Origin of the sequence: Nocardia brasiliensis ATCC 700358 (assembly GCF_000250675.2) — a bacterium.
In the GTDB taxonomy this organism is placed as follows: domain Bacteria; phylum Actinomycetota; class Actinomycetes; order Mycobacteriales; family Mycobacteriaceae; genus Nocardia; species Nocardia brasiliensis_B.
In genome coordinates, this window is record NC_018681.1 from 1,254,544 (window position 1) to 1,266,949 (window position 12,406).

A 12,406-nucleotide genomic window follows, 5' to 3' on the forward strand; every position below is an offset into this window, starting at 1 on the left:
GGAACGACGAAGGCCGCCTGCATCTTTCGATGGAGGCGGCCTTCGGGGTACCGGGTCAGCGAGCGAAGAGGAGTGCCCGCTTGACTTCTTGGATGGCCTTGGTGACCTCGATGCCGCGGGGGCACGCGTCGGTGCAGTTGAAGGTGGTGCGGCAGCGCCAGACGCCTTCGACATCGTTGAGGATGTCGAGGCGCTCGCGGGCACCCTCGTCGCGGCTGTCGAAGATGAAGCGGTGCGCGTTGACGATGGCGGCGGGACCGAAGTAGCTGCCGTCGCTCCAGTACACGGGGCACGAGGTGGTGCAGCACGCACAGAGGATGCACTTGGTGGTGTCATCGAAGCGCGCGCGGTCGGCCTGCGACTGGATGCGCTCGCGGGTCGGCTCGTTGCCCGAGGTCATCAGGTACGGCTTCACCGCGCGGAACGCGTCGAAGAACGGCTCCATGTTCACCACGAGGTCCTTCTCCACGGGCAGGCCGCGGATCGGCTCGACGGTGATGGTGAGGGTCTTGTCGCCCTTGGGCAGCATGTCCTTCATCAGCACCTTGCAGGCCAACCGGTTCACCCCGTTGATCCGCATGGCGTCGGAGCCGCACACACCGTGCGCGCAGGACCGCCGGAACGTCAGCGTGCCGTCCAGGTAGGACTTGATGTAGATGAGCACGTTGAGGAATCGGTCCGTCGGCAGCACCGGCACCTGGAACGACTCCCAGTGCGCACCCTTGTCGTCCTCCGGGTTGAACCGGGCCACCTTGACGGTGACCATCACGGAGCCCTCGGGGACCGGCGCGGGCTTGGCGGGCGGGTTCTTCTCGAGTACGGCAGTCATCAGTACTTACGCTCCATCGGCTCGTAACGGGTCTGCACCACCGGCTTGAAGTCGAGGCGGATGTCGGAGATCAGATCCGCGCTTTCCTTGTAGGCCATCGTGTGCCGCATGAAGTTCACGTCGTCGCGGTCCGGGTAGTCCTCGCGCGCGTGGCCGCCGCGCGATTCCTTCCGGTTGAGCGCACCGACGACGGTGACTTCGGCCAGCTCCAGCAGGAAGCCGAGCTCGACGGCCTCCAGCAGGTCGCTGTTGTAGCGCTTGCCCTTGTCCTGCACCGTGATCCGGCTGTAGCGCTCCTTCAGCACGTGGATATCGGTGAGGGCCTGCTTGAGGGTGTCCTCGGTGCGGAACACGGCGGCGTTCATGTCCATCGTGTACTGCAACTCGGTACGGATATCGGCGACCCGCTCGTCGCCGTGCTCGGACAGGATCAGCGCGAGCCAGTCCTGCACCATCTGCGCGGGCTTGTCCGGCAGGTCGACGAACTCGGTGCGGTGCGCGTACTCGGCGGCGGCGATGCCGGCGCGGCGGCCGAACACGTTGATGTCGAGCAGCGAGTTGGTGCCGAGGCGGTTGGAGCCGTGCACCGACACGCAGGCGCATTCGCCCGCGGCGTACAGGCCGGGCAGCACGTCGGTGTTGTTGCGCAGCACCTCGCCGCGGATCTTGGTCGGGATACCACCCATCACGTAGTGACAGGTCGGCATGACCGGCACCAGCTCGGTCACCGGGTCGACACCCAGGTAGGTGCGCGCGAATTCGGTGATGTCGGGCAGCTTCTCCTCGAGCACGTCCTCGCCGAGGTGGGTCACGTCGATGTAGACGTAGTCCTTGTTCGGCCCGGCGCCGCGACCCTCGAGCACCTCGAGCACCATCGAGCGGGCGACGATATCGCGCGGCGCGAGGTCCTTGATGGTGGGGGCGTAGCGCTCCATGAAGCGCTCACCGCTGGCGTTGCGCAGGATGCCGCCCTCGCCGCGCACGGCTTCGGAGATCAGGATGCCGAGACCGGCCAGGCCCGTCGGATGGAACTGGTGGAATTCCATGTCCTCCAACGGAAGACCCTTGCGGAACACGATCGCCATGCCGTCACCGGTCAGCGTGTGCGCGTTCGAGGTGGTCTTGTACATCCGGCCGGAACCGCCGGTGGCGAAGATGATCGACTTCGCGTGGAAGACGTGGATGTCACCGGTGGCCAGCTCGTAGGCGACGACGCCGGTGGCGACCTGGCCCCGGTCGGTATCGCTGAGTACCAGGTCGAGCACGTAGAACTCGTTGTAGAACTCGACGTCGTGCTTGACGCAGTTCTGGTACAGCGTCTGCAGGATCATGTGCCCGGTGCGGTCGGCCGCGTAGCACGCGCGTCGCACCGGGGCCTTGCCGTGATCGCGGGTGTGACCACCGAAACGACGCTGGTCGATCTTGCCCTCGGGCGTCCGGTTGAACGGCAGACCCATCTTCTCCAGGTCCATCACCGCGTCGATGGCCTCTTTGGCCATGATCTCCGCGGCATCCTGGTCGACCAGGTAGTCGCCACCCTTGACGGTGTCGAAGGTGTGCCATTCCCAGTTGTCTTCTTCGACGTTCGCCAGTGCGGCGCACATGCCACCCTGTGCCGCGCCGGTGTGGCTGCGGGTCGGGTACAACTTGGTCAGGACGGCGGTACGCGCCCGGGGCCCGGCCTCGATCGCCGCGCGCATGCCGGCGCCACCGGCACCGACGATCACGACGTCGTAGCGATGCTCCTGAATCCGCGATTCACTCATCGAAGTGGCCTGTTCCTAACTGATGTTGGGGTCGAAGGTGAAGATGACGTACGTGCCGACGGCCAGGATCAGAATCATCGAGATGGCCAGCAGGGTGTTCAGCCAGAACCGAGTCGAGTCCTTGCGGGAGTAGTCCGCGATCACCGTGCGCAGGCCGTTGCCGCCGTGCAGCTGGGCGAGCCAGAGCATGGTCAGGTCCCAGATCTGCCAGAACGGGCTGGCCCAGCGGCCGGCGACGAAGCCGAAGTTGAGCCGCTTCACGCCGCCGTCGAGTAGCAGCATGATCGTCATGTGGCCGAGCACGAGCACGATCAGCAGCAGGCCGGAGAAGCGCATGAACACCCAGGCGTACATCTCGAAGTTGTTCTTCGAGCGGGCGCGGGGCGAGCGCGGCGAATCCAGGCTGGCCGGCCGGTCGTAGGACTTACCCAGAACAGGTGCACTCATCTCAATGCTCCGTGAAGAGGTAGAAGAACTGGCGGCCGATGGCGGGCACCGCCAGCAGGAACCAGATCGCGAGGATGATCCAGAGCATCGTGCGCTGGTACTTGGGGCCCTTGGCCCAGAAGTCGACCAGGATCACGCGGACGCCGTTGAGCGCGTGGAAGAGCACGACGACGACCAAGCCCATTTCCATCAGGGCGACGATGGGCGTCTTGTAGGTCTCGATCGCCTGGTTGTAGGTGTCCGGACTGACTCGGACCAGCGCGGTATCCAAGACGTGCACGAAGAGGAAGAAGAAGATGGTGCAACCGGTGATCCGGTGCAGCGCCCAGGACCACATTCCGGGGTCGCCTCGGTACAGCGTCTTCCGCTTCGGCTGGGCCGGAGCTTCTATCGTGGTCATAGAGTGCGGTGCCTCCAACGTCGTTGATGGACCCGGTTCGCTGATTCGACGCCGGCTGCGTTCCGGGGCATATGCCCAGGTGGCTGCGTTGCGGCCCGCTGCCGGGAACCTGAACCGATCTATTTGGACTCTAATCCTCTCGGTTTGCCGGAACTAATTCGGCGTGCCGTGCGTTGCGCTACAGTCGGGCGGGTTAGGTTTGCCTTTCTTGATGCCTGAAGGGTTCCGCCGAGGGCTCGTTGCGGCCAGGTCGGGCTCGCTCCAGAAGGGGTTCACGATGCCGGAAATCGACTGGAAATCCCTGCGTGACAACGCAATTCAAGTAATGCGTAATGCCTATGTACCGTACTCGCGGTTTCCGGTCGGAGCAGCGGCTCTCAGTGCCGATGGTCGAATTGTGCGGGGCTGCAATGTGGAAAATGTCTCATATGGTTTGACCCTGTGTGCCGAATGCGTACTCATCGGTAACTTGCATTCCGGCGGTGGGGGCCGGTTGCTCGCCCTCGCCGTGTGCGATTCCCGCGGCGAAATCCTGATGCCCTGTGGGCGCTGCCGTCAGCTCCTCTACGAGCACGGCGGGTCCGACCTGCTGGTCGATCACCGGAACGGACCCGTCCGCCTCGCCGCCCTGCTCCCCGACGCCTTCGGCCCCGACGACCTGGACGCCGGCCGGCGGTAAGCCGTGCCCGTGCTTTTCAGCCGGGCCGAACGGCCCTCAGCAGTCCGAGTCGAGGGCGGCGTCGACTTCTGCGTCGGTGGCGCTGGTGATCGCTGGGATGTCCGTGGCGGGGACGCCGATATGGCCGAGTAGGAGGGCGAAGCTGCGGCGTTGCACCAGTTCGATCCCGGTGACGCGGCGCTTCAGTTCGTACAGCGACTCGCTGTGTAGGTCTTCGATATCGGTGACGCGCGTCTCCAGCTCACGGACGCGACGGTCGATGTGTGCGGATGTCATGGATCCCCCTTGCCCCGTGTTCGATTGATGCGCTGAGGCTATCGGAGGGTGCCGACAAGAACCAGCTCTCGGCGGCCTGCTCGTGCCAGACTGGCGAATGTGACGGCACTGGACGCGGTTTCGATCATCACTGCCAAGCGTGACGGCGGCGCGCTGTCGGACGCCCAGATCGACTGGGTGATCGACGGGTTCACCAAGGGGGTGGTGGCCGACGAGCAGATGTCGGCCCTGGCCATGGCGATCGTGTGGCGGGGGATGACCCGGCGGGAGACCGCGCGCTGGACCGCCGCGATGATCGCGTCCGGCCGCCGGATGGACTTCACCGATCTGCCCCGGCCCACGGTGGACAAGCATTCGACCGGCGGGGTGGGCGACAAGATCACGCTGCCGTTGGCGCCGCTGGTCGCCGCGTGCGGCGCCGCCGTCCCGCAGCTGTCCGGGCGCGGGCTCGGCCACACCGGCGGCACGCTCGACAAGCTCGAAGCCATTCCCGGCTGGCAGGCCGACGTTTCGGTGCCGCGAATGCGCGAGTTGCTCAGCGACCCCGCGGTCGGCGCGGTGGTGTGTGCGGCGGGCGCCGACCTCGCACCGGCGGACAAACGGCTCTACGCGCTGCGCGATGTCACCGGCACCGTGGAATCCATCCCGTTGATCGCCAGCTCGATCATGAGCAAGAAGATCGCGGAGGGCACCGCGGCCCTGGTGCTCGACGTGAAGGTCGGCGCGGGCGCGTTCCTGAAGACGCTCGACGGCGCGCGCGAATTGGCCACGGCCATGGTCGAATTGGGCACCGACGCGGGCGTGCGCACGGTGGCGCTGCTCACCGCGATGGACACCCCGCTCGGCCGGACGGCGGGTAACGCGCTGGAGGTGGCCGAGTCGGTGGAGGTGCTCGCCGGGGGCGGGCCCGCGGATATCGTCGAGCTCACCGTCACGCTCGCGCGCGAGATGGTCGCACTGGCCGGGCTCGACATCGACCCGGCCGACGTGCTGGCCGACGGCCGGGCGATGGATCACTGGCGCGCGATGATCCGGGCGCAGGGCGGCGACCCGGATGCCGCGCTGCCCACCGCGAAACACACCGAGGTCGTCAAGGCCGAGCGTGACGGCGTGCTCACCCGGCTGGACGCCATGGGCGTCGGCATCGCGGCGTGGCGGCTCGGCGCGGGCCGGGCCAGGCAGGGCGATCCGGTGCAGTTCGGCGCGGGCGTCGAAATGCATGTCAAGCCAGGTGATTCCGTCACCGCCGGGCAGCCGTTGCTCACCCTGCACACCGACACCCCGGACGCGTTCGCCGGTGCGCAGGACGCGCTGCGAGAGGCTGTCGCCATCGGCGACACCGGCGAGAAGCCCACCGCCCCTTTGCTCCTCGGTCGAATCGGGGTCTGAGCGGCCCGCACCGGCTCGGCTCGCCGCGTCCCTCGCCGCACGAAACAGGCTGGTGGGCAACGGCAGACCTGCGGGACTCCGCACCCGCGCCGCGCGCATGCCGGGCGTCTGTCCGGTGTCCGGGTGTGGGCCGTCACGGGATGGGCCGGCAACGAGATGGTTGCCACTACGTCAGTCGGGTGCCGTTCCGGCGAGGTGCGGCTACCGTCATTACATGACTGGACCGACCGCATTGACCCTTGCCTCGATCCGACAGGCGCCAAAAGCGCTGCTGCACGACCACCTCGACGGTGGTCTACGGCCCGCCACGGTGCTGGAGTTGGCCGCCGAGTGCGGCTACGCCGACCTACCCGCCACGGACGAGGCGGCGCTGGCCGCCTGGTTCCGGGACGCGGCCGACAGCGGATCGCTGGAACTGTATCTGGAAACTTTCGCGCACACCGTCGCCGTCATGCAGACGCCGGAGGGCCTGCGCCGGGTCGCCCGTGAATGCGCGGAAGACCTCTCCGCGGACGGCGTGGTGTACGCCGAGGTGCGTTTCGCCCCCGAACAGCACCTCGAGCGCGGACTGACCCTCGACGAGGTCGTCGAGCACACCCTGGCCGGCTTCCGGGAGGGCGAGGCGGCCGCCGCGGCGGCGGGCCGCCCGATCGTGGTGACCTGCCTGCTCACCGCCATGCGACATGCGGCACGGTCGCGCGAGATCGCCGAGCTCACCGTGCGCTTCCGGGATCGCGGCGTGGGCGGCTTCGATATCGCGGGTGCGGAGGCCGGCTTCCCGCCCAGCCGGCACCTGGACGCGTTCGAGTACATGCGCGCCAACAGCGCGCACTTCACCATTCACGCCGGCGAGGCGTTCGGGCTGCCCTCGATCCACGAGGCGCTCGCCTTCTGCGGCTGTGACCGGCTCGGCCACGGCGTGCGGATCACCGACGACATCAGCGTGCCCGGCGCGATCGAGGACGCCCGCCTGGGGCTGGTCGCGAACTACGTGCGGGATATGCGCATCCCGCTGGAGCTCTGTCCGTCGTCGAACGTGCAGACCGGCGCGGTGCCCTCGCTCGACAAGCATCCGTTCGACCTGCTGGCCCGGCTGCGCTTCCGGGTGACGGTGAACACCGACAACCGGCTGATGAGCGACACCACCATGAGCAAGGAGATGCTGAAGCTGGTCGACACGTTCGACTACGGCTGGAGCGATCTGGAGCGTTTCACCATCAACGCGATGAAGTCGGCGTTCATCCCGTTCCCGGAGCGGCTGCGGATCATCGACGACATCATCAAGCCGGGCTACGCGGTGCTGCTCGGCTAGCTGCCGTGGTGTGAACCGGGTGACAGTCCGTGGGTGGCTGCACCCGGTTTCGCTAGCGTGGCCGCTATGGCGACATTGCGCATTCCGAGTCGATACAACGGCCCGCCGGGCACCGGTAACGGCGGCTACGTGGGCGGCTTGCTCGCCGAACAGCGCGACGAGGCCGCGGTCACCGTGATCCTGCGCAACCGCCCGCCGCTGGACACCCCGCTCGACCTGCGCGACGGGCACCTGTACGACGGCGACACCCTGGTCGCGGAGACCCGGGCCGGCGAATTCGACCGTGCCGCACCGCAATCGGTGCCCTACGCGACGGCTGCGGTGGCCGCGAGTTCGTATCGAACCAACGAGATGTTCGCGTCCTGCTTCGTCTGCGGCAGCAGCCGCGCCGACGGCCTGCGCATCGAGGCGGGCGCGGTGGACCCGGGCCGGGTGGCGGCACCGTGGATTCCCGACGCCTCGCTCCCGCTCGGCCCCGCCATCGTGTGGGCCGCCATGGATTGCCCCGGCGGCTGGTCGCTGCCCGACATGATGGACCGGCCCGCCCTGCTCGGCTCCATGACCGCCACGGTGCACGACCTGCCTGCGGTCGGCGAGCAATGCGTCGTGGTCGGCGAGGCGCACGGTGAGCAGGGCCGCAAATCGTTCGCGTCCACCGCCGTCTACGGCGCCGACGACCGGCTGCTCGGCCGGGCCGAACAGATCTGGATCCGGCTGAATTGACGACAGCGGTGAATTGACCACGGCGGCAACCGAAGCCGAAATGAGCCGAGCCCCCGTCGCGGGTGCGGCGGGGGCTCGTGGCTACTGCGGGTCCGGGTCTACTGCGGGTTGAGCCGGGACTCGAAATTGCGTTCCAGCTCCCGCCAGGACTGCGCCTCGGCGGCGAACGGCGGGTTGGGCGCCATCCGGCTCGGGTCCGGGTTCAGCAGGTACGACACGTACCAGCCGAGCGGATTCGACTGGGCCAGAGCCTGTTCCACGACATCGTCGCCCGCGTAGTCGGACGCGTCGGTGAACAATTCGACCGCCAGGTCGAGCTGTTCGATGTCGACCGCTTCCGGGCCCTCGGCCAGATCGTCGGCCAGCCCCGGTAGTACGTAGACGTTCTCGTCGGTGACCTCGACCTCCAGCGAGCCGTCCACCGCGGCGGTCTGCACATCGGTAAAGGTGCTGACCCGCGCCAGGTCGTGCTCGTGATCGTCGGCCAGGTAGCGGGCCAGCGCGCGCTCGGAGGTGAACACGGTGATCGCGTTGTCGCTGCCGAGGAAGATCGGCTCGTCGTCCAGGTAACAGCGCAGCGTGAAGTACGTGCCGTCGGAGGTGACGATCTTGACCGGGTCGATGCCGACCTCGTGCCAGAACGACTCGTCCTCGTCCTCTTCGTCCTCGTCGTCGGCATCCAGGTCGACGGGCTCGAACTCGTCCTCTTCGTTGTCCGCCGCGTCGTCGGCGTCGACCACGTTCTCCTCGGCGGCCAGCAGTTCGGCCTCGGCGACGGCGACGGCCTCCGCGTCGACGTCCGGCGTCTGCACGACCGAGTCGATGGCGTCCAGCACGTCGTCCCAGCCCTTGGCGATGGCGGCGCCGATCTGGTCCCACAGCTCTTCGCCGTCGCGGCCGATGAAGGCGTTCACGCCGCCGGGCAGCGCGCCGAGCACCGGATGCGACCCGAAGAACTTGGTCACCGTCTCCAGTTCGCACACCTCGCCGATGTTGCGGACCATGCTGAGGGTGTCCTCGAGCTCGGCGATGGTCTCCACCTCGGGCTCGCCCGCCGCCAGCTCGGGCACGGCGACCAGATCGAAGGAGAAGTTCTCCTCCGGCTCCAGTTCCACCGCCGACAGCCCGGCGACGACCTTCCACGCCGGATGGTCGACGAGGTCGTTGTCGGAGTTGGTCCGGATGAACGCGGCCAGCTCCGCAACGGTCTCGAAACCGTAGAGGGAGTCCTCGTGTCCGAGGAACGCCTCCCACTCGTCGTCACCGTCTCGCCAGCGCGGTGCCCACAGGGTGACGAGATCGCCGTCGGTCAGGCCGAGCTCGATCGGGACGATGTCTCCAGAAGCCATGAGCGGAAGCCTATCTACCTTCCGCGTCAGGCACTATCCGGCCCGCCCCCAATGGTTCCGCCGGCGGGGTTCGCCGGCGGAACGAACGACTCGTTCAGTGTCGCAACGACCTTCGAGCGCTGGTTGCCCGCGTCCTCCGCGGCCTGCCTGCAGGCCCAGACGATCAGCTGTCCGACCTCGGCGGGCGGCAGCGAGGTGACGGTCTCGGCGAGGCTCAACGCGACGAGCGCGCCGTCGCTGTCCACCTCGACGGTGACCGAGCCGTCGTCGGTGGTGTGGCGGCCCCGGACCTGCTTGAGGCCGTACAGCGCCGCCTCCAGCGCCTCCAGCTTCTGCGTCGCATTGGCGACCAACGCGTCCATCTCGGCGCTCATGCGTCCGCCTCGCTGGCGCTCGGCTCCCGCATGACCGCCGGGGCGGCTGTGTCCATTGTTCGCTCGCTCATACCGGCCTCATCCATGTCGTCGGTCCGGTGTCCGCGTCGTCGATCCGGTCCAACTCGTCGACTGCGGCCTGCCGGGTGGGCAGGCCGAGCCGGTCGAGGATATCGGCGGGCATGCCGGTCTCGGCCAGCAATTCGCGCCTGCGGGCTTTCGCGGCGACCGTGGAGCGCTTGGTGAGCCGCAGGATCTCGTTCGCGAGAGTCTGGGCACCGTAACGGTATTCGCTGCGCTCGAACTTGATCTCCACCGGCATGCCCTGATCGGTGGCGCGCACCGAGATGGTCCCGGACCGGTTGGTGCTGGCGGCCACCGTGACGTTCGGAATCTGCGGCTGTGTCATGAGGTCGGCCGGTAGAAGCCGTGGAAGCCCATTCCTGAGTTCTCCGTTCGAATAGAGCTGATCTGGACCGGGTCACCGGCCTCGACGAACTGTCCGTTGCCGATCACCATCGCGACGTGACCATCCCAGATGGCCAGATCGCCGGGCATCAGGTCGCCGGGGGAGACCGAACTTCCGGTGGCCTGATCGGCGGCCAGTCTAGGGATGTCGACGCCGGCCTCGCCGTAGGCGAATTTGGTGAGTCCGCTGCAATCCAATCCGGCGCCGGGGGTGTTGCCGCCCCACACATACGGGGTGCCGACCGCGCTGATCGCCGAACGGACCGCGGTCGCCGCCTTCTCGTTGGGCGCCTCGACGACGCTGCCGTCGGGCAGCGTGATCTTCACGCCCTTCCCGTCGGCCGACAGACCCGACGAACCCGTGTTGGGCTTCGTGGTGGTGCTCGGTGCGTTCTGGGTGTTGGCGGTGGTGCTCGGCATCGACGCGGGGATGGTGGACATCGCGGAGCTCATCAGGCCGCTCGCCATCGAACCCGCACCGCTGAGCGCGCTGCTCGCGGTCGACACGAACTGCTGCGCGCTCGCGGCGGAGGTCGCGGTGCCCGCGAGCGACGGCGTGGACGGCGGCGGCGTCAACTCGGTCATCGAGGCGGTCTGCGTGTCCAGCTCGCTGCGCACCCGGCCGACCACGTTGAGCGCCTGCCCGAGGTGGTCGATCGCGGAACCGACGATCATCGTCATGCCCGCCGGCGTGGCCAGCGCGGGGCCCGCGCTCACGGCGGTGTTCACGAACGACTCGACGATGCCGGTGAGTTCCTTCTGGCCCGTCTCGACCTGGGCCGCGGCCTGATTCACCACGGTTGCCATGTCGTTGCCACGGTCGGAGATGGTGGCGGCGGAGGTCTGCACCCGCAGCGCCTTGGCGGTGGCGGCATCGGCGGCCTGGCCGTCCCAGGCCGTGTTCATGCCGTTGATGCTGTCGCGACCCATCTGGTGGATCTGGTCGACCACGCTCGACGTGCTGCGCAGCGCGTCGGAGGGCCCGCCGGACGACAGCACGCCGGACCCGAAGCTGGACAGCAGTTCGATGATCGGTTTGGCCAGGGCCTCGATATCGATCACAGGCTCACCTGTCCAGTTCGGCGGCCGCGCTCTGCAGCGATCCCGCGTGGTCGACGTCGGTTTCGGTGAGTACCGCAGCGGCGCCGGTGGCCGCGCCGCCCATGCTGGTCAGCACCGCGGACAATTGCCCGATGGCGGCGACGTGCCCGGCGTGCGCCGCGGCGTAGGCGGTCATGAAATCGCCGCCGATCAGTCCCATGACCGGGCCGAGTAATGCGGGTTCGGCCGCCGCCGCGCCTGCCGCGGCCGTGGCCATTTCTCCGGCCATCACATGCGCGGTCGCGCCGTAGGCCGCGATGCCCTCGGTATCCGCCGACATCTTCCGCATCAGAGCTTCCCCCATCCTTGTTCCCAGGCAGAGTACGTCATCCACTTGGTTCGACGCGCGCTCTTCCCGTTCGGTTCCCACCGATGCGAAAAAACTTTCGGGGCGAGCTTTCGGCGGCGGACCCTGACTCACTTTATCGTTCCCTCATGCGTACTGACACCGTGGACCACCCGCTCGCCGCCGCCCTGTTGACCACGATGCGAGATGCGCGAACCGACAATTCCGCCTTCCGTACCGCGCTGCGCGATCTCACCCGCATCCTCATCTACGAGGCGCTGCGCGACGCGCCCGCGCAGCGATTCGAGATCAGCACCCCGGTCGCCGTCACGCAGGGCGCGCGGCTGGCCCAGCCGCCGCTGCTGGTGCCGGTGCTGCGCGCGGGCCTCGGCATGGTGGACGCGGCCGCCGAATTGATCCCGGACGCCAGGGTCGGCTTCGTCGGTATCGCCCGCGACGAGCAGACCCACCAGCCGGTCCCGTACATGGAGTCGCTGCCCGACGATCTGGCCGGACTCCCGGTCTACGTACTCGATCCGATGCTGGCCACCGGCGGCTCGATGCGGCACACGCTGGAACTGCTCGCCGCCCGCGGCGCCACCGACATCACCGCGATCTGCGTGGTCGCCGCGCCGGAGGGGGTGGCCGCGCTGGCCGCCTCGGGGCATCCGGTTCGCCTGGTCACCGCGGCCGTCGACGAGGGCCTGAACGAGAACGCCTACATCGTCCCTGGCCTCGGCGACGCAGGCGATCGGCAGTTCGGCCCCCGCTGACCGCTCCTTACTTCTCCTGCGGCCTGGTGAACAGGACCAGGTGCGAGCAGTCCCGACATCGGTAGGCATCGACCAGCCAGTGTGGCCGGCCGGTGCGGATGGCGCCCCAGGAGCCGATCTCCAGGGCGCCCTCGGTCCAGCGGACGTGGCCGCGGGAACTGTCGCCGGAATCCTCGATGAAACCGGGGACCAGGCCGTCGCCGCCGCAGTGAGTACAGTGCATCGCCGTCATCA

General features: G+C 68.0%; 16 protein-coding genes. 5 read left to right on the forward strand and 11 right to left on the reverse strand.

Features of this window, described 5'->3' with window-relative positions; all coding sequences use genetic code 11:
• Positions 1–55 precede the first annotated feature (55 nt).
• The 4 genes from O3I_RS05445 to sdhC are packed head-to-tail and all read right to left on the reverse strand — an operon-like array spanning position 56 to position 3,442.
• On the reverse strand, positions 56–829 hold the full coding sequence (locus tag O3I_RS05445; protein ID WP_041562427.1) for a succinate dehydrogenase iron-sulfur subunit: 774 nt from the start codon (positions 827–829) through the stop codon (positions 56–58).
• A complete protein-coding gene (gene sdhA, locus O3I_RS05450) occupies positions 829–2,580 on the reverse strand; it encodes a succinate dehydrogenase flavoprotein subunit (RefSeq protein WP_041563412.1) in 1,752 nt (583 codons plus the stop codon). The genes O3I_RS05445 and sdhA overlap by 1 nt, the downstream gene beginning before the upstream one ends.
• Before the next feature lie 30 nt (positions 2,581–2,610).
• Positions 2,611–3,042, reverse strand: coding sequence for a succinate dehydrogenase hydrophobic membrane anchor subunit (locus O3I_RS05455; RefSeq protein WP_014981896.1), 432 nt, complete (start codon positions 3,040–3,042; stop codon positions 2,611–2,613).
• A 1-nt stretch (position 3,043) separates the two neighbouring features.
• Positions 3,044–3,442 (reverse strand): succinate dehydrogenase, cytochrome b556 subunit, encoded by a 399-nt coding sequence (sdhC, locus tag O3I_RS05460; protein ID WP_081593903.1) that lies wholly within the window; start codon positions 3,440–3,442, stop codon positions 3,044–3,046.
• A gap of 277 nt (positions 3,443–3,719) precedes the next feature.
• Here sdhC and O3I_RS05465 point away from each other — a divergent pair, with 277 nt between their 5' ends.
• Positions 3,720–4,121, forward strand: coding sequence for a cytidine deaminase (locus O3I_RS05465; protein ID WP_014981898.1), 402 nt, complete (start codon positions 3,720–3,722; stop codon positions 4,119–4,121).
• A gap of 36 nt (positions 4,122–4,157) precedes the next feature.
• On the opposite strand, the gene O3I_RS05470 is transcribed toward O3I_RS05465, so the two are convergent.
• Entirely contained in the window at positions 4,158–4,397 is a 240-nt protein-coding gene (locus tag O3I_RS05470; protein WP_014981899.1) for a hypothetical protein, read from the reverse strand.
• Between the two features lie 99 nt (positions 4,398–4,496).
• On the opposite strand from O3I_RS05470, the gene O3I_RS05475 reads away from it, so the two are divergent.
• The 3 genes from O3I_RS05475 to O3I_RS05485 all read left to right on the forward strand — a co-directional run bounded on the left by O3I_RS05475 (position 4,497) and on the right by O3I_RS05485 (position 7,821).
• Complete coding sequence (locus O3I_RS05475) at positions 4,497–5,786, forward strand: thymidine phosphorylase (RefSeq protein ID WP_014981900.1); 1,290 nt, start codon at positions 4,497–4,499, stop codon at positions 5,784–5,786.
• Between the two features lie 214 nt (positions 5,787–6,000).
• Positions 6,001–7,098 carry an adenosine deaminase gene (locus O3I_RS05480; RefSeq protein WP_014981901.1) on the forward strand — a complete coding sequence of 366 codons (1,098 nt, stop codon included), beginning with the start codon at positions 6,001–6,003 and terminating at the stop codon, positions 7,096–7,098.
• A 66-nt stretch (positions 7,099–7,164) separates the two neighbouring features.
• The gene (locus O3I_RS05485; RefSeq protein ID WP_014981902.1) at positions 7,165–7,821 is read left to right on the forward strand and encodes a hypothetical protein; all 657 of its coding nucleotides are present in this window, start codon (positions 7,165–7,167) and stop codon (positions 7,819–7,821) included.
• A gap of 98 nt (positions 7,822–7,919) precedes the next feature.
• Here O3I_RS05485 and O3I_RS05490 read toward each other — a convergent pair whose 3' ends face one another.
• The 5 genes from O3I_RS05490 to O3I_RS05510 all read right to left on the reverse strand — a co-directional run bounded on the left by O3I_RS05490 (position 7,920) and on the right by O3I_RS05510 (position 11,402).
• On the reverse strand, positions 7,920–9,170 hold the full coding sequence (locus tag O3I_RS05490) for a hypothetical protein (RefSeq protein ID WP_014981903.1): 1,251 nt from the start codon (positions 9,168–9,170) through the stop codon (positions 7,920–7,922).
• A 26-nt stretch (positions 9,171–9,196) separates the two neighbouring features.
• Positions 9,197–9,544: a YbaB/EbfC family nucleoid-associated protein gene (locus O3I_RS05495; protein WP_014981904.1), complete on the reverse strand. Its 348-nt coding sequence runs from the start codon at positions 9,542–9,544 to the stop codon at positions 9,197–9,199.
• A gap of 67 nt (positions 9,545–9,611) precedes the next feature.
• The gene (locus O3I_RS05500; RefSeq protein ID WP_014981905.1) at positions 9,612–9,953 is read right to left on the reverse strand and encodes a hypothetical protein; all 342 of its coding nucleotides are present in this window, start codon (positions 9,951–9,953) and stop codon (positions 9,612–9,614) included.
• On the reverse strand, positions 9,950–11,074 hold the full coding sequence (locus O3I_RS05505; RefSeq protein WP_014981906.1) for a C40 family peptidase: 1,125 nt from the start codon (positions 11,072–11,074) through the stop codon (positions 9,950–9,952). The genes O3I_RS05500 and O3I_RS05505 overlap by 4 nt, the downstream gene beginning before the upstream one ends.
• A gap of 4 nt (positions 11,075–11,078) precedes the next feature.
• Positions 11,079–11,402: a type VII secretion target gene (locus O3I_RS05510; protein ID WP_014981907.1), complete on the reverse strand. Its 324-nt coding sequence runs from the start codon at positions 11,400–11,402 to the stop codon at positions 11,079–11,081.
• Between the two features lie 146 nt (positions 11,403–11,548).
• On the opposite strand from O3I_RS05510, the gene upp reads away from it, so the two are divergent.
• Positions 11,549–12,172: a uracil phosphoribosyltransferase gene (upp, locus tag O3I_RS05515; RefSeq protein ID WP_014981908.1), complete on the forward strand. Its 624-nt coding sequence runs from the start codon at positions 11,549–11,551 to the stop codon at positions 12,170–12,172.
• 7 nt (positions 12,173–12,179) lie between these two features.
• Here the strand turns inward: upp and O3I_RS05520 are convergent, their stop codons facing one another.
• Positions 12,180–12,404: a hypothetical protein gene (locus tag O3I_RS05520; protein WP_014981909.1), complete on the reverse strand. Its 225-nt coding sequence runs from the start codon at positions 12,402–12,404 to the stop codon at positions 12,180–12,182.
• Between the last annotated feature and the right edge of the window lie 2 nt (positions 12,405–12,406).